General features: G+C 46.9%; 18 protein-coding genes. 7 read left to right on the top strand and 11 right to left on the bottom strand.

The genetic code is table 11. From position 1 onward, the window contains the following. Position 1 precedes the first annotated feature (1 nt). From J7W08_RS11190 to J7W08_RS11170, 5 genes are read left to right on the top strand one after another with little or no spacing between them, the layout of a single operon-like run. Positions 2-1144 (top strand): 3-dehydroquinate synthase II, encoded by a 1143-nt coding sequence (locus tag J7W08_RS11190; RefSeq protein ID WP_233084519.1) that lies wholly within the window; start codon positions 2-4, stop codon positions 1142-1144. Between the two features lie 3 nt (positions 1145-1147). After that, complete coding sequence (gene aroD, locus J7W08_RS11185; RefSeq protein ID WP_233084518.1) at positions 1148-1849, top strand: type I 3-dehydroquinate dehydratase; 702 nt, start codon at positions 1148-1150, stop codon at positions 1847-1849. Then, positions 1846-2658 carry a shikimate dehydrogenase gene (locus J7W08_RS11180; RefSeq protein ID WP_233084517.1) on the top strand — a complete coding sequence of 271 codons (813 nt, stop codon included), beginning with the start codon at positions 1846-1848 and terminating at the stop codon, positions 2656-2658. The genes aroD and J7W08_RS11180 overlap by 4 nt, the downstream gene beginning before the upstream one ends. Next, the gene (locus tag J7W08_RS11175) at positions 2655-3980 is read left to right on the top strand and encodes a prephenate dehydrogenase (protein ID WP_233084516.1); all 1326 of its coding nucleotides are present in this window, start codon (positions 2655-2657) and stop codon (positions 3978-3980) included. The genes J7W08_RS11180 and J7W08_RS11175 overlap by 4 nt, the downstream gene beginning before the upstream one ends. Before the next feature lie 58 nt (positions 3981-4038). After that, positions 4039-4353, top strand: a complete 315-nt coding sequence (locus tag J7W08_RS11170) for a hypothetical protein (protein ID WP_233084515.1) — start codon at positions 4039-4041, stop codon at positions 4351-4353. 73 nt (positions 4354-4426) lie between these two features. Here J7W08_RS11170 and tpiA read toward each other — a convergent pair whose 3' ends face one another. Both tpiA and J7W08_RS11160 read right to left on the bottom strand, forming a co-directional pair. After that, a complete protein-coding gene (tpiA, locus tag J7W08_RS11165; protein ID WP_233084514.1) occupies positions 4427-5092 on the bottom strand; it encodes a triose-phosphate isomerase in 666 nt (221 codons plus the stop codon). A 44-nt stretch (positions 5093-5136) separates the two neighbouring features. Further along, positions 5137-6327 carry a bifunctional 5,6,7,8-tetrahydromethanopterin hydro-lyase/3-hexulose-6-phosphate synthase gene (locus J7W08_RS11160; RefSeq protein WP_048193556.1) on the bottom strand — a complete coding sequence of 397 codons (1191 nt, stop codon included), beginning with the start codon at positions 6325-6327 and terminating at the stop codon, positions 5137-5139. Between the two features lie 125 nt (positions 6328-6452). Here J7W08_RS11160 and J7W08_RS11155 point away from each other — a divergent pair, with 125 nt between their 5' ends. Next, positions 6453-7253, top strand: coding sequence for a hypothetical protein (locus J7W08_RS11155; RefSeq protein WP_233084513.1), 801 nt, complete (start codon positions 6453-6455; stop codon positions 7251-7253). A gap of 1 nt (position 7254) precedes the next feature. Here the strand turns inward: J7W08_RS11155 and J7W08_RS11150 are convergent, their stop codons facing one another. From J7W08_RS11150 to J7W08_RS11125, 6 genes are all read right to left on the bottom strand, one after another. Beyond that, positions 7255-8016, bottom strand: coding sequence for a tyrosine-protein kinase family protein (locus tag J7W08_RS11150; RefSeq protein ID WP_233084512.1), 762 nt, complete (start codon positions 8014-8016; stop codon positions 7255-7257). A 194-nt stretch (positions 8017-8210) separates the two neighbouring features. After that, on the bottom strand, positions 8211-8558 hold the full coding sequence (locus tag J7W08_RS11145) for a helix-turn-helix domain-containing protein (protein ID WP_233084511.1): 348 nt from the start codon (positions 8556-8558) through the stop codon (positions 8211-8213). Positions 8559-8707: 149 nt separating this feature from the next. Continuing rightward, a complete protein-coding gene (locus J7W08_RS11140) occupies positions 8708-10354 on the bottom strand; it encodes a tRNA uridine(34) 5-carboxymethylaminomethyl modification radical SAM/GNAT enzyme Elp3 (protein ID WP_233084510.1) in 1647 nt (548 codons plus the stop codon). Between the two features lie 14 nt (positions 10355-10368). Further along, positions 10369-11397: an AAA family ATPase gene (locus J7W08_RS11135; protein ID WP_310742496.1), complete on the bottom strand. Its 1029-nt coding sequence runs from the start codon at positions 11395-11397 to the stop codon at positions 10369-10371. A gap of 21 nt (positions 11398-11418) precedes the next feature. Beyond that, complete coding sequence (locus J7W08_RS11130; RefSeq protein ID WP_233084509.1) at positions 11419-13113, bottom strand: preprotein translocase subunit SecD; 1695 nt, start codon at positions 13111-13113, stop codon at positions 11419-11421. Further along, a complete protein-coding gene (locus J7W08_RS11125) occupies positions 13110-14012 on the bottom strand; it encodes a protein translocase subunit SecF (RefSeq protein ID WP_233084508.1) in 903 nt (300 codons plus the stop codon). The genes J7W08_RS11130 and J7W08_RS11125 overlap by 4 nt, the downstream gene beginning before the upstream one ends. A 106-nt stretch (positions 14013-14118) precedes the next feature. On the opposite strand from J7W08_RS11125, the gene J7W08_RS11120 reads away from it, so the two are divergent. Next, the gene (locus tag J7W08_RS11120) at positions 14119-14574 is read left to right on the top strand and encodes a deoxycytidylate deaminase (RefSeq protein ID WP_048193548.1); all 456 of its coding nucleotides are present in this window, start codon (positions 14119-14121) and stop codon (positions 14572-14574) included. Here J7W08_RS11120 and J7W08_RS11115 read toward each other — a convergent pair. The 3 genes from J7W08_RS11115 to J7W08_RS11105 all read right to left on the bottom strand — a co-directional run bounded on the left by J7W08_RS11115 (position 14559) and on the right by J7W08_RS11105 (position 17253). Further along, complete coding sequence (locus J7W08_RS11115) at positions 14559-15326, bottom strand: coenzyme F420-0:L-glutamate ligase (RefSeq protein WP_375141049.1); 768 nt, start codon at positions 15324-15326, stop codon at positions 14559-14561. The two genes, J7W08_RS11120 and J7W08_RS11115, sit on opposite strands and share 16 nt — an antisense overlap. A gap of 169 nt (positions 15327-15495) precedes the next feature. Continuing rightward, a complete protein-coding gene (locus J7W08_RS11110) occupies positions 15496-15957 on the bottom strand; it encodes an Hsp20/alpha crystallin family protein (RefSeq protein WP_233084507.1) in 462 nt (153 codons plus the stop codon). A gap of 90 nt (positions 15958-16047) precedes the next feature. Next, positions 16048-17253, bottom strand: a complete 1206-nt coding sequence (locus J7W08_RS11105) for a cofactor-independent phosphoglycerate mutase (RefSeq protein WP_233084506.1) — start codon at positions 17251-17253, stop codon at positions 16048-16050. Between the last annotated feature and the right edge of the window lie 72 nt (positions 17254-17325).

Below are 17325 nucleotides of genomic sequence, written 5' to 3'. Positions count from 1 at the left end.
TATGAAAGACAAGACAATTTGGATCAAAGCCGATAAAGGCGACTGGGAAGATCACAAGGACAGGATAACCACCGGACTGGAATCCGGTGCAAACTACGTTCTTGTAAACGCTGGCGAAGTGGAAAAAGTGAGAGAACTTGGCGACATCAAGGTCGCTGCTTTTGCCAATGACGATAAGTCAGGCGCTGACGTTGTGGTCGTCGGAAAAGGAGGAGAAGGCGACGGTACAAGACCTCTGTCTCCTGACCCCATCGGATCCCTTGACATGAGCACAGCTATCCGTTTAAAGGAAAAAGGCCTCACCGTAGGTGCATATGTGGTCATACAGAACAAGGCATACGAGGAATTTGCAGCACAGATCGGAAAGGAATGTGATTTCCTGATCATCGTTGGTACCGACTGGAAGGTCATTCCTCTTGAGAACCTCATCGCAGGTCTTCAGGACAGCAATGTGCAGATCATTGCCGGTGTCCGGGATGCTGACGAAGCAAAGCTTGCCCTTGAGACCATGGAGCATGGTTCAGAAGGTGTCCTGCTTGACAGTGAAGATCCCAATGCCATCAAGGCCACTGTTACAGTAGCCGAGAGCTCAGGCGTGGATGCACTGGAACTCGTCGCTGCAAAGGTCACAAAGGTCGAACCTGTGGGAATGGGAGACCGCGTCTGTGTCGATACATGTAACATGATGACACGTGGTGAGGGAATGCTCGTCGGTTCCCAGGCAAGCGGTATGTTCCTTGTCCACTCCGAATCCGAGGAAAGCCCGTACGTGGCATCCAGGCCGTTCAGGGTAAATGCAGGAGCAGTGCATGCATACGTGAAGGTCGGCGACAAGACCAGATACCTCTCTGAACTCAAATCCGGTGATGATGTCACCATCGTTGATGCACAGGGCAACCAGCGTGCAGGCATTGTCGGCAGGGTCAAGATCGAAAGACGCCCGCTAATGCTTGTTGAAGCAGAGGTAAATGGAAACATTATCAAGAACATACTCCAGAATGCCGAAACCATCAAACTTGTAGACGCCAACGGTGAACCTATCTCCATTGCCGAGCTTAAGCCCGGAGATGAAGTAATGGTAAACTACGAGGGAGGCGCACGCCACTTCGGCATGAAGGTTGAAGAGACCATCATAGAGAAATGAGACATGGTCAGCATAGGTAATTTCGATCTGGATAAGAGGGCAGCCCTTGTTGCAGCTATCAACGAGGAACCTCTGATACAGGCAAAAGCCGCTGCAAAGCTGGGTGCTGACGTCCTTGAGATCAGGTTTGACCTGCTCGGGATAAACACACCCGAAAATGCAGCAGATATTCTCAAAAAGCTTCGATCTGACACAGGACTTCCGTGTATTGCAACCAATCGGTTACAAGCTGAGGGAGGAAACTGGGAAGGCTCTGAAGAAGACAGGCTAAACTTGCTTGAAGAGATACTTGTTTTCACAGATGCAATTGATGTAGAGCTCAGTGCAGATCAACATATTCGGGACAGGCTTGTAAAAAAGGCAAAAGAAAAAGGGAAAACTGTCATCATATCCTCCCACGATTTTGAGAGCACACCTGACAAAATAACTATCAGGAATATCCTTGAACGATCAAAACAGGCAGGAGCCGATATCGCAAAGCTCGCAGTGATGCCAAACAGCATGCAGGACGTCCTAAACCTGCTCGAGGTCACATTAAGTGAGGATAACGTTTGCACCATCGCAATGGGCCAGCTTGGAAAGCACACCCGGATCGTAGGACCATTTTATGGTTCCAAACTTACCTATGCCAGCGTATCAAGCGCTGTAGCACCCGGACAGTTGAAAGTACAGGAACTTAAAATAGCACTGGAGATGCTTCAATGAAACAGGTATTCGGAGTTATGGGAGATCCGATCGCCCATTCACTCTCACCCATCATGCACAATGCAGCCTTCGAAGCTCTTGGAATGGACTGCACATTCCATGCATTCAAAGTAAAGCAGCAGGATCTTGGCGATGCCTTAAAAGGCGCACAGGCCATGGGATTTGGAGGATTGAACCTCACAGTCCCGCTAAAAGAGACTGCCATCGGACTTATTGAGACCGACGAACTGGCTGCAAGGATAGGAGCTGTCAATACCATCGATTTTAAGGACGGTATCAAAGGTTACAACACAGATGGCCTCGGTGCGCAGAAGACACTGGAAGATGCTGGTGTAGACATACAGGATAAGAACGTACTGATCCTCGGTGCCGGAGGCGCTGCCAGGGCAATAGCCTTCACGTTCACAGAAGCCGGTGCAAAGGTCAACATTGCCAACAGGACCCCTGAAAGGGCAATGACCCTTGCAGCAGAGATCGGAAATGTCAACGGCTTCGGGCTGGACGTACTGGACAGGTGCCTGGAAGACACAGATATACTCATCAATACAACAACTGTTGGAATGGACCCCTGCATAGGCGACACCATCGTCACCGCTGACCAGATGCATTCCAACCTCACCGTTTTTGACGTCGTTTACAATCCATTGAAGACAAAATTGCTCAGGGAAACCGAAGCTGCCGGAGCAAATCCAGTCACAGGCATCATGATGTTGGTCTACCAGGGCGCAGAAGCATTCCGCATATGGACCGGCGTGGAACCACCTGTGGACATTATGAAAAAGGCCGTAATGGAGGCCCTGAAATTATGAGGATGCTCATAATCGGCGGTACCGGAGGAATGGGGCAGTGGTTCACTAAGTTCTTCCTCAGGCACGGTTATGAAGTGATCGTATGGGGAAGCAGTGGCAAGACCGAGATCGCAGACCAGATGGGAGTGGAATTTGCCACTGACCTTGACAGAGAGATCAGGAGAGCCGATGTCGTGGTAATTACCGTACCCATAGACATCACTGCAAGGGTGATCAAGGAAACCGCTCCGAAAATGAAGCCGGGAAGCCTGATAATGGACCTTACGTCCATCAAGGCAGAGCCCGTCAACACAATGAGGGAATACGCTCCGGAAGGTGTCGAAATTCTGGGAACACACCCAATGTTCGGCCCTTCCATCCCCACATTACAGGGCCAGATAGTCATAATGAGCCCCACAAAAGGACGTTGTGATAAATGGTTCCCGATCATGCACGACCTCTTCGAACAAAGCGGTGCACATATTGAGATAATCGACCCACAGGAACACGATCAGTTCGTCTCCGTCGTCCAAGGTCTGACACATTTTGCATACATAACAATCGGGACGACGTTCAAAAGCCTTGATTTCGATGTGAGCAAGTCACGCCGTTTCATGAGCCCGGTGTATGAGATAATGGTAGACTTCGTGGGCAGGATATTAGGACAGAACCCATACCTGTACGCCCACATCCAGATGAAGAACGACCAGGTGCTCAAGGTCCATGAGGCATTCATAAACGAATGCAATGTGCTCTCGGACATAGTCCGGCAAGAGGACACAGAAGCCTTCTGCAAAAAGATGACCGAAGCAGCTGCCCATTTCAAGGACACTGCATCTGCATTGCACAGATCTGATAAGCTGATCAATGCAAAGATAGCCGAGTTCGAGGAAATGATAGCATCCGTCGGAAAAGAAAGAGGACTTCTGCATAACTACTCTGGAGTTACTCATGTTGGCATCATCGAAAAGGTCACACCCCGGACAGTAACGCTATCAAAGGGAGACAGGACCGTATCTCTTAGAACAGAGAATATCAGGTTGCTTAACGATGCAGAACTGAAAAAGTGGAAGATCGATAACCTTACACATCATGCCCGGGATATCTCGGTCCTGATACCTGTCGGAGCAAATCCACAGATCATTGAGAAGGTCATCGATTGTGATGAGAGGATAGTTTCTGTCAGCATCATTGACACTTACTCAGGCATATCCGATGACAGGCTCAGTGTTACATACCGCATCAACATACTTGGAGACCTGCCTGTTGCAGAGGTACAGGGAGATATCGAAAAACTGTTTGTCGGCCTTGGTTGCGGAATAAGGGGTCAGGATTCCATCTGATATTTATGCAATGAAAACAAATTTAGTATTCCGTTTAAACACTGACCGCGGTGATCTTTTGAAAAAGACTGAAAATTTGCAAACTGCCAATATGCTTCCCGGAGGTATCGAAAAATACCTTCGATTCTACAAAATGGGACTTCTGATAATCTCCATTTTCGGTATATACCTGGGTATTTCAGGACTCTACCTTATTATTGTGGAAAACAATTACATATCAGGCATCTCATTGTTCCTGGCAGCACTACTACTATCACCACCGCCTATCGGAATATCCAACATGGTTGCACGCAACCTTCACCTGGAACTTACCATGGGAATTAAAGTAGGATTCTCATCACTGTTGCTATTGATCGGATGGTATTTCCTATAAGGGAAAAATAAATTTAAAAAAAGGATGCCATAGGGCATCACTTACTTCTTTTTATAATAATTCTATTAAGGTATCAGATCAGGCTTACCAGATCCTCAAGCGCAGCCTTTGGATCTTTAGCCTTGACAATACCGGATGCCAGGAGAACTCCAACAGAACCGAGTTCCATTGCAGCCTTAAGGTCTTCTCCTTTTGAGATACCTGCACCACAGAGCACCTTCACATCAGAATCGATGCGCTCAACGGCAGTAACTGAACCTCTTACGACCTCAGGATCTGCTTTTGAAACAGGAATACCTGAACCGATAAGTTCCGGTGGCTCCACTGCAACGAAGTCAGGTCCCAGTGCAGCTGCTGCTGCTGTCGTAGCGATGTTATTGGTACACACTATCGTGCGAAGACCTTCTCCCTTTGCAGTGGTAATGGATGCTTCAATATCCGCAAGGTTCAGGCGGCGCTCGGAGTGATTGATAAGTGTGCCGACTGCACCGGCGTCCTTGACGCATCTTGCAAAAACATGACCTGTGAAACTTCCGGCACCAACACCATCAATATGCTGTGAGTACACCGGCACATCCACCTGGGATGCAACCCTGTAGACATCACAAAGCTGAGGTGCCACTGCGATCTCGATGCCACTTTCCTCGCCTACGGCTCTGCAGGCCTCAGCGATCCTGACAGCACCTTCTCCAGTACCTTCAAGATAGGTCTTCAGATTCAATACGATCAATGGTTTCATTCATACCCCACCATAAAAAAGGGAACGTGCGAAGAAACGCACGCTTAGAAATCGGTCATTACTCTGAACTGGTCGATCTCAGGCTTGTTCAGACCTTCAATGAACTGGTCAGCTGCCTGCTTGATGTCCTTGGAGTTGGTGATAGCCCTTCCAACAACGAGGATGTCAGCTCCTGCGCCAAGTGCAGCGGAGATAGTGTCAACACGTACACCGCCTGCAACTGCTACAAGGATCTTCTTGTTGCGCTTCTCACCGATCGCCTTGATACCCTCGATACTGCCCCATGCGTGAGCAGTCTCTTCGATATCGATCGCACGGTGAAGTTCGACGACATCAGGAAGCTCGTCAAGCTGTTCAAGTACAGCTACAGGGTCTGGCTGGTTCAGTGTGTCCATGACAGCAGAGATACCGGTCTTGTGTGCTTCTGCGATAGCCTTGTTAAGTGTTGCAATAGGTGCAAGTGCGGAAACGACAATAGCGTCTGCGGTTGCATCTGCTACCATACGTGCCTCAAGGTTACCTGTATCAAGTGTCTTAAGGTCAGCAACGATGAATGCGTCAGGCTTGATCTCACGAAGCTTGGTGATTACGTCCACACCATAGCGTTTGATAAGAGGTGTACCTGCTTCCAGGATAAGGTGGTCGCTCTTTGGAAGCTGCTTGACGACATTGCGAATAGCATCGATGTTTGGATTGTCAAGTGCAACCTGCAGGTATGGGGCATCCCAGAGCCTTGATACCTTGAATCCCATAATTGCGTGTGAGGACTTGTCCTTCTCTTCGAGCACAGTGTCGATGGATGGGAAATTGTCCAGTGCGCGCTTAAGAGCAAGTTTTGTAGCACCGTAGTTGTACCTGAAGATACGGTTGTAGTCAACAGCCTGTGGATGGATGAATACGCTTGCGATGATCACAAGGTCTTCAGCCTGGTCTTTCGGGACAATTCCTTCTTCCACTGCATCAGCGATAGCCTTAGCAACAGCTGCCTGAGCAGGACCAAATATCTGTGAGGCCTGATCCATATTCTTCACTGTCACTTTTGGAACGATCAGTGTAGATGGCTTTGTTGGTAAGTTCGGGCGAATGACGGAAAGAAGAGGAGTGTGACCTGCTGAAAGCTGGGTCATACCTGTTGCGAACGCCTGTCCGACAGGTCCCTCCTTGTCCCCGATCATAAGATCGACGTGTGCGAGTTCTGGTGCCTCGCCAATTAGTGCTTCTCCAATAAACATCATAGTTATCAATCCGCTAAATTGCCATGACTATATATATCAGTTCTGATGAGAAATCTGCTGTGAATTCTAAAAAAAGGCAGATGTTTCCTTAAAGCATTATATAATAATAAGGATAATAGAATATTGTGATCATTGATATATACAACCAGCTTATCAAAAAAAGGAACCTCACACCATTGTATGTTCTTTCCGCCATAGTAATAACATACTTTGCAAGCTGGTTTCCCGATTTTGAGAACCTCATCGGCATAGAGGGAGCAAGGATAAGTTCGGTAGTATCTTTTGGTGCATTGAATGGAATGCTACTTGGTCCCTTTTGGGGAGTGATCGCATCATTTACCGCTATTATGGGCCATACCTTAGTGAGAGGAGGAGGTAGCCCGGACACATTCCATCTGCTTACCCCTTTCTTTGTGGCAATGGCCTCGGCAGTGGCCGGTCTTTGTATCACAAAGAAAGAAAAAGCTGCAATGGCAATTTTTGGGGCTCTTATACTGCTTTGGTACATCACACCCCTCGGAAGGACCGTATACTACTACCCGTGGTTCCACGTTATCACCCTTGGAGCCTTCCTCGTATTCAACTACAAATTAAAGGACAGGAAAGAGAACCTGTTCAAATTTATATTCCTGCTTCTTGCAGCACTTATGGCAATCCTGGCAGACCATCTTGCAGGCAGCATAAGTGCAGCAATACTCTTTGACCTGCCACCTCAGATGTTTGTATCGGTCATCACTATCTATCCTATCGAAAGGATCACACTTGCATTGGCAGCAGCTTCGATAATGTATCTGCTGATAATATCACTTCAGAACACACTCATGGAATCGGACACATTCCATGAAAATATTCAGGATGCAAAAAAGGATGACATCCTGAACTATGTAAATGAAGTGAAGGATATGCTTGAAAAAGATAAAAAATGAGTTAATCACTTAGGGAAAGGCACTCTTCGATATTCTTAACAACTGTGAAAACAGCTTTTGAGAAAGGATTTTCCGGATCTGTGACCACCAATACTTCTGAATCGCCCCTCAGGGCAATATCACAAAGGCAGGGTATTGATGCCAGTAAAGGAACCTCCGAATTGGTCATACCGGATATTGAGATAGGATCCTTTTCATGACACTTGTTCATAATGACACCATAATCTTTGTCAAGCGGAATATAAATACCATCAATGATCTGCTCCATATATTTCTGGTGAGATCTGTCAGGCCTGGTCACCATTATCACATAATCCGCTGCAGCTATTGCATTAACCGAGGTGAAATCCACACCGGGACCTGTATCGATGATAAGCACATCTATTCCGGAAGAGAACAGATCATTCTTTATGCCCATGATGATCTTTAGGGCCTTTGACTGCCATTTACGATCCTTGCCCGAAATCTCACGAACTGCATCGATGTCAGGATTGCAATAGCCCACACATAACTTACCAGGTGCTACTGAGTCATCAACGACCTCAACGATCGCATCCATGATACCACATTTACCATCAAGGACATCGTTCAGCCAGCAGTCAGAATCAGGAAACATATAATTAAAAACACTTGGAGCCTTAAGATCGGCATCAAGGAGGCATACGCTCTTCCCGGCGGATGCATATGCAAATGCAAGGTTGATAGAAAAAGAGGTTTTACCTGAACCACCTTTTGATGAATGTACCGCGATACTTTTTCCCATTTATATCCCCTATGAGCATATGTTATTCCTTATGAGATATGATGATAAACTTCTATATAATAGTATTTCATAGAAAATTTGCGTTTAAATCAAATATGCTTGATTCGTATTGATATGAAACAATTATTGAGTATTATTAAGCATTAATATACATTACATATGAGCACATAGATCTCTGGACAACATCAGAATAATTATTTGCCCAGACCTTCCCCTATACTAAAGTAAACTTTTCTGCCTGAACGATTTTTAACAACGTGCCCCATCCTCACAAGCTGATTCAGGTAATTGCTCTCTACAGCACGTTCCTTATGAGTTTTCTCTGCAAGGTCTTCGGCGGTTGCCGACCCCAGTTCGAAGAGAGCCGTTGCTGTCGCACGCAGATGATCAGGAAGTGTGAGCAGTGTCATTACATCCAGTACATCAAAGATACCGTCATCCGACTCTTTCACAGATGTACCCTGCATAAGGATACGATCCAGCTTTCCGCTGATCTCCTTCAAAAGTCTCACGATCTCTTCGTTGGAATCATCAATGGCCATTTTGACATCACCGAGTAATTATTACAAAATTCTTGGCCCCATCATAATGAGAGGTTTATAGTGAAATATACCCAACTATATTATAAATGTATTGAAGAGTTACAGAAATACAATAGCTTTTGGCTTTCTTATAGATCTGCCAGACAAGATCAAATTTCCTTTGACATATAAACACCATCACGATGATATCCGAACTTGCGATAGTACTCCCTCACACCGATCCCGCTGATGATAGAGATCTTCGAATATCCCGCCTCCAAAGCCATTTTCTCTGCACTCTCAAGAAGTTCCGCACCATAGCCGCGATGCTGCCAGTCAGTCCTGCTCGCATCCCTGCCCACAGGTACCATGGAACCATAAACATGCAACTCCCTCACAAGGGCAGCATCCTGTAGCTCATCCCTGTGAGGAGAGTTCGGGAAACGCAACCTCAGGAAACCTATCAGGATATCGTTCGTCATATCTTCAAATGAGATGAAATGCTCTTTCCCGCCACAGGAGTCATAGCTCTCTACTGTGAGCTCAATGCTTTCCGGATCTGGTTCATTGCCCTTGAGGACATTGTGACCGACCTCTCTGCATCGGATACACCGGCACCTGCCACCCCTTGATTCCAGCCTCTCCTTTGCGAGCTGGCGGATGTTGCTCTTTCTCACGCCTGCAATGATCTGAGGAGAAGGTATATCCCTCTGTATACGCTGCATCCTCACCCATTTTGGTAGTATGGCCTTGATGTCTGCAAGAAGCTCCGTGGCAGCTTCATCATCCAGTGCCTCATACTCACCCCTTCCCCACATATCGTGGAGCTGTGTGCCCTCTGTGACAAGAGTGGGGTATATCTTCAGGTAATCAGGCATGAACCTGCTGTCCGTAAAAAGTTTCTTAAAGCCCCGAAGGTCCCTTGCAGAATCCATTCCCGGAAGATGGGGCATCATATGGAAACCGACCTTAAGCGCACTATCCCGGAGGATCCGATTGGACTCCACAGTCTCCTGCACCGTGTGCCCCCTCCTCATCCTCTCAAGCACAAAATCATATACACTCTGGACACCGATCTCGACCTTTGTGGCACCCAGTGCCAGCATGCGGTCCACGTGCCCTACATCAGTCCAGTCCGGACGCGTTTCAAAAGTGATACCTGTGTTCCTGATAGCTGCGGTCTCATTGGCCTTTTGAACATCCTCGACCGTCACATACGGCTGGGCCTTTCCAATAAGTTGCACATCATCACGCCACCCAGTCCCGGAAAAATCGTTCATCGCCTCAAGGCAACGCTTTGTGAACCATTCCTGATAATCGATGGCCCGGGCTGAAAATGTCCCGCCCATGACGATAAGCTCTGCTTTGTCGACCTCATGCCCGATCTGTTTTAGCTGGGACAGGCGACCTGAAACTATCCGATAGGGATCATACTCATGCTGCATGGCCCGCATTGTGGCTGGCTCCCTACCCATATAGCTCTGAGGAGAATTGAATGTAGAATTCGGGCCTCCCGGACATGGCACACAAACACCGTGAGGACAGGCACAAGGAGATGTCATGGCAGCGATCACCGCAACACCTGAGATGGTACGGACCGGTTTCCGGCGAAGGGAATCACGCACCTTTTTTTGTTCCTCTTCAGTTCCCACCATTATAAGGTCCGGGTTCTTTGGAAGGGTGGAGAGCCTGAACTCCTTGCTAACAGCTTTTTTTGCCTCATTTAGCTCCAGATTACCAGATACCTTACCCTCAAGTACCATATCCAGCAACTTTCGGCATGCAGCCCTGAAATTCTCATCCTCTTGAGATGTCATGGTAAATTCCCGGTTCAGTAGAGTTCCGTAACAAGTGATTCCAGATGGATTCTTGCGTTCGCGCTGTCGATGATCATTGCATCTGCATCTGCTATCCTGCGGACCGCTTTTGCGATCTCGTATTCGGCACGGTCCGATTTTACCACTACAGAATGTAACTGCTGCAGGACCTCGTCCCCGGTAAACCCTTCCTCAATGAGAAGAGTGTCGATCAGTTTCCTCGCTTTCACGAACTCATGATCGATAGCTGCAGAATGAAGTTCTGTCACGTTATCAGAAACCTCACAAAGGGATTCCTCGTATAGTAACTCACCTGTGATCTCTGCATCTGGCTTGCTAATATTAGCAAACTGAAGTGTCAGCAAAGCCTTTGAGACATTGCCACCGGCATAATACATAAGGGCATCAAGACCATCCTCAGAAATGGAAATACCTTCTTGTTCCGTAACTGAAACTATATACGACCTTAGCACCTCATCGGGAACATAAGTAAAGAATAGCTCCAGCCCTCTTGAACGCAGAGGGGAGATCAGCTTTGAAGGCTGAGTAGTGGACAGGATGAACCTGCATGTGCGAGTATACTTTTCCATTATACGACGCAGAGCATGCTGTGCACTGGTATCCAGAGACTCAACACTGTCGATGAAGATTATCTTGAAATCCGCATCAATTGAACCCATTCCTGCAAATTCATTGATCACTGTCTTGAAGATGGAAATAACACTGGAGTAGATCTTCTTCGGGTCATCCGTCCCGATAATATGAGTGAAGCGCTTATCACGAACAAGATAGCGCTTTCCCTGATCAAAGAAATCGGAAGCATTGAAGTATGTGAAATTATTCTCATAGCTATCTCCGTACAGTTCACGTGCCAGGGCAAAGGCAGTTGAAGATTTACCGGAGTTCACCGGACCGTGGAATACCAGATGAGGCAGGTTGCCTGAACGGACAAGCTGGTCAAGGGCGTTGAGGGAATTCTCATTGCCCAGGACATCTTTAAGCATCTCTGGTCGATATTTCACAGTCCACATATCCTTCATCATTAACACCTCTTAAGGAACAGATCACTCTGCTTCATCAAGAACTACCTTTATGACCTTACCATATACCGGCCTTGCGATAAGCACACCGATTAGCACACCAATGATAGTGGTAATGGCAAATCCCTTGAGTGCACCGAATCCCATAACGACCAATGGTGACATTGCAATGGTAGTTGTCGCAGCTGCTGCAAAGATTATACCGAATGCTTTTGTGATCCTTTCAAGATATACTTTTGTGGAAGGCAGTTTACCTTCGTACAACACCTCATCAGTAATGATCACAAGGTGATCGATACCGGTACCTATCGCAGCAATTATACCCGCAATAGCCGCCAGGTCGAGCTGCCAGTTGATCGTTGCTGCAACTCCAAGGATCATGATGAGCTCACAGATGGAGGTTCCCACCATTGGAAGCAGGATCTCTTTCTTACCATACCTTCTGAACACGACAATCGCCACTGCAAGAAGTGCAAAAAGCCCGGCAAATAAAGCCTGTTTCTTGAACTGTGCACCCAAAGCCGCATCCACCTGCCCGGAGCCCATGAGGACCACGTTCACAGGTAACGCACCTGCACGCAGGTGTATCTGAAGCTCCTCTGCCTGTGACTTGCTCTCTTCATCAGGACCACTTGAAGCTTCCCAAGAGTAGATCGGGACCTCTGTGAGCCTTGTAGCTGCTGAATAACTTAACGGGGCACCATATATCTCGTTATCATCAAGATACATGTAGAGCCAGTGTGAGTTAGGATCGTTGGTCGCACCGGTCTCGATGGCGATCTTCTGCAGGGCAAGGGCACCTTCTTCATTAAGAGTGAAAGGAGTATGCCACTGGCCGTCGTGGAAGGTCACAACACCGACCTTCTCTATCGCATCACCATATAGCACATGGGCAGTCTCATTGTCCTGCGTCTGTACCCGAATCTCGAACTTACCGGGTTTTTCAACGATCTCCTTTGCGGTTGTAAGATCGGTACCTGCAAAGTCAATAAGGATGTAATCCTCACCCACGGTACGTACAGGTATATCCTTAAGACCAAGTGAGTTCAGCTTGTCACTGAGAATATCACGAGTAAGATCACGAGTCTCGGTCCTGACACCTTCACGGTATATCGGAGTGCCATCTGCTTCTATCAGAATTGACCCGCCTACTGCATCCATCAGGACATGAAGATCCTCCTGCGAGATCTCCTTACGGACCTCATATTCAACAGAATCACCAAGAGAGAGAGGAATTACCTCAGCATCAAGTGAATCGGAAAGATACTGGGTGATAAGCGTCTGCTTGTTAGTATAAAGAATGATCTCGGAAGTGTTCCCAGAATAACTGACATCGGATTCACCGATACCTGCAAGGTCCATCTGGAGATCTGAAACATATACATCAGTTGTAAATACAACAGTAGTGCCAACGGAAGAATACCCACTTCCCGTATGTCCTGTAACACTTTTCACATCAATGGATGATCCAATAACAGGTTCAATAATGGCAGGCACTGTCTGTGAAATATCAGCATCTAACTGAGCCACAGCACCCTGTAGTCTGATCTGGAGCCATGAACCGCCTTCAAGGTCAAGTCCGTAATTGAGATCTGTAGTTGCGCCCTCATCAGAGGAGTACCATGGATGTATCATGACAACTGAGAACAGTACCGCTGCTACCAGTAACCATACACGAATATCGCTTTTCAGGCCTTTCTTTACTTCTTCTTCCCTCATGCTCTTCGCCCCCTTGGGTTGCTGCGGTTCACATGCCACCTCAGTATACCTGTGTTAAGCAGCCAGGTGTTCATGATATCAGCAGCCAGGCCGAATATCAGTACAATGGATATATCGGAAAGCAGGTTGACCTGGGAAGCTGACGATGTCACAAGATATGAGAATGTGGATACGAGATACATCACCACAAGAGCTGCAAGTGTTGTGGTGGTCATGGTAAGACCGGTATGCATTGCCCTTCCGATGTTCTCATTGACAGTACCTCTTCTCTTCAGCACACGTGTTGTCAGCAGTATGTCACTGTCCACCGAATACCCGATAAGCATCAACAAAGCTGCCACGGTACCAAGAGAAAGTTCAATTCCGACCAGATTCATGAAACCGACAGCGATAGCAATATCAGAGACTGCAGAAAGCACTACTGCGATAGATGGGACAGCGGTCCTGAAGATAAGGAACACGACTATAGCCATTCCGATGAATGAAAGACCAATTGCTTTCAATGCTTGGGACTGAAGCTCTTTTCCATATAGTGCACCGATCTGCTTGATCTCAACGTTCGAATACTTTGAAGTTATATCCTTTTCGAGCTCTTTCTGATCTTCACTTTCCATGGGACCAAACTGCAGAATAGCACGGTCTCCTGCCTTACGGACATCATCCAATGAATAACCGGAATATGCCTGCTCAAGAACATCTGCAGTTTCCTGCGTCTCGAAGGCTATCATGGTACCACCCTCGAACTCAAGTCCGAGCTTTACAGGTGCACCTGTGCTTGAAAATACTACAACTGACACCAAAAGTGCGAGTGCCAGAACTACGAGGGGAATGGTGATAAGCTGTTTGTCATCACGCCCCCTTATGAATGAATCAAGATATTCTGTTAGGATTGATCCCATTTTTTGATGCTCCGTTATCAGAAAAGATTTCAAATATCAATATCTGGTTTATGTCCAATCCATACACTACAACTTATATATACTACTTGCTGTTTTCTTTTCATGTATGACTGAAAGACCGTCAATTGATGAATATTTCCTGGAGATCGCAGAGGTGGTCTCAAAGCGTTCCACCTGTCTGAGAAACAAGGTAGGAGCTGTCATTGTCCGTGATAAAAGGATACTTTCAACCGGTTACAACGGTGCTCCCAGCAACATGGAACACTGCCTTGAGATCGGGTGTATCAGGCAGCAGAACAATATTGCATCCGGCACTAGGCATGAGAAATGCCGGGCAGTGCACGCAGAGCAAAATGCCATCATACAGGCAGCACTTCATGGGGTAGGGATAGGAGGAGCAACTGTGTACTGCACACACCAGCCCTGCATACTGTGCGCAAAAATGATAATAAATTCCAACATCAAAAGGGTAGTATTCAGCACAAAATACCCTGATACCGACACCCCGGAGTTCTTCGCTGCTGCCGGTGTCGAAATGGTGAACCTTCAGTCAGAGGACTGACGAAGGCACCTTAATCCTTTTCTTATTATATCCTCATCCTCAGGACGATACATCTCCTTTACACTAACATCGTCCCTCGTATGATATTCAAAACCACGTACGATCACCACAGGATTCCCCCCTGCAGCTTCTCCCATCAGCAGGTTTGCAGCCCCTGCGAGCTCATCTGCAATCGCTTCTTCGGTGATCTCAAGTTCTTTTCCGAAGAGGTCCTTCTCCCCCTGCCAATTCCTGATAGGGTGCATGCGATAGACACCAACTGCGACACCGGTCTGCCCTATCTTGAAAGCCCTTCCGTTGGTATCTGTAATTATCACGCTAACATCCCTGCCACAAAGATCAGCTATTCTCTCGCCCATGGCCTTCGCAGAAGCATCCGGATCATGTGGAAGTTCCAGAAGATAATCCGCATCCACATTGGAATCATCAATACCGGCATTGATGCTCACATGCCCATTGAGGTTCTCCACAAGTAACAAAGGGAATTCAATGATCACATCAGAGCTTCTGTCGAGGACCAGCTGCACAAGTACAGGATCCTTACCTAGCCTCTTTGCGATATTTATTGCACGCTGGGATGGCACCACATCACTTTTCTGCACCATTGCCCCTTCGGCCTTTGCTACAATAGTAGAAGCGATCACCACAGAATCATGGTCCTCAAGTTCCGCACGTTCACATATCATAGCCGCAAGGTCATCTCCCTTTTTGATAAGCGGCAAACCATCTATGGTAAACAGTTCCATCCTCAATATGATACCTCAGAAGGTGAAATGGCATCAAAAATAAATAATACTATCCATATAGACAGACTCGCGGCGATGATGAGAGTTACCCCGACCGAGCAAAATATGACGAAAAACTCTGACTGATGCCGCAAACAAACCAATGTTCGGAATAAAAAAAAAGAAGAATGATCGTTCACTCGATCATGATCTTCGGCTTTTCTTCAATCTTTGTCTTTGGAAGTGTGATAGTCAGCACACCATTCTCAAGTTTTGCCTTCGCACCTTCATCAGTAACGTTCGATGGAAGAACAGCAGATCTTGAGAAACGACTATAGGTCCGTTCCTTCTGAGTGTAACCTTCTTCCTCAGACTCACTTTCCTTTCCACACTCTGCGCTAATCTCAATAATGTTGTCTTTCACACTTACATCAATATCTTTCTTGTCAACCCCTGGCAGATCAGCAGTAACGATAACATTGTCACCTTCTTCCTTGATATCCATCAGAGGAGCAATTGATCTTCCCTCAGGCCAGCCTCCGAAAGGGGAAACTTCCCTGAATAACTGGTTGAGATGTTCCTGTGTCTGCCTTATCTCTTCAAATGGATCCCAGCGGGATAATCCAGAGGAACCCCTACGCGTTAAACCGAATTTCATATAATTCCACTCCTGAAATTTTAAGCAAGAGAATAAATGACAAATACGGTTAAAAAGGTAATGGTCATGAAAAAATAGCAAGCAGCAAACTTATGCCTGCTTTGCCTTATCGATAAGCATCTGAACAATATCGCATCCCCGAACAATGCCAAGGGAACCTTCTTTCATGGAATCCTCATCAAATGTTTCCACATCGTCAGCCTCGTTCTCCAGAGTTGAATAAATGAGGAACGGGACAGGATCAGATGTATGGGTCCTGAGGACGATAGGTGTCGGATGATCCGGAAGTACGACTATCATGTAATCTTCATCATCCTCTTTTGCAGCACGCAGAACGGTGCCTACGACCTTCTCATCGAAATCCTCGATAGCCTGTATCTTGGCACCCAGGTCACCCATGTGGCCTGCCTCATCGGGAGCTTCAACATGCACCACAACAATATCCCCATCCTTCAGAGATTCCATTGCATATTCCGCCTTACCAACATAATTGGTGTCAAGGTACCCGGTTGCACCCGGAACATCGATAATGTCAAGACCGGCATATATGCCAAGACCCTTTATCAGGTCCACAGCCGAGATCACGGAACCTGTGAGACCGTAGAGCTCATCAAATGTGCGGAAGGAGGGGGCATAACCCTGACCCCAGAACCAGATGGCATTTGCAGGATGCTTACCTTCTTTTCTTCTTTTTTCATTGATAGGATGGTTCTCAAGTATTGGTATCGACTCTTCGATCAGCCTGCACAGGACATCACTACCATCTCCTTTTGGCATATGCCCCATCCTTTCCCCGCCTATCACATCATGAGGTGGAGTACAGTCTGCCTTAGCACCAAGATCATTGGACGCAACAAGCAGATGCCTGTAACTTATACCCGGATAGAACCTCAGCTCATCAGTCCCAAGCTCACTATCAATAGATTCCATAAGCTCCCGGGCCTCTTCGCTTGTTATGTGACCTGCACTGTGATCTGCAATATGGTCATCATTTATTGTGATAAGGTTGCACCTGAACGCAACATCGTTCTTCTCCAGTGGAATACCCATACTGGCAGCCTCAAGCGGAGCACGACCTGAATAATAGACATTCGGATCATAACCCATAACTGACATATTCGCAACATCACTTCCCGGAGGCAAGCCTTCAGGAACATTGATAGCAAGTCCGGCAAGCCCGTTTTTGGTCATGTAGTCCATGTTAGGAGTATTGGAACTCTGAAGAACCGTCTTACCGCCCAGCTCATCCATGGAAAAATCTGCCATTCCGTCGCCGATGAGAATAATATATTTCAATGATACACCTCTTTTTGTAATAAACACGGAACCTTCAAATGAAGGTATCGACAAAACTATAAAGACAATATG

This window comes from Methanococcoides orientis, from assembly GCF_021184045.1.
GTDB lineage: Archaea > Halobacteriota > Methanosarcinia > Methanosarcinales > Methanosarcinaceae > Methanococcoides > Methanococcoides orientis.
Note: the sequence above shows the minus strand (reverse complement) of the source record. Positions and strands in the feature narration are given on the sequence as shown.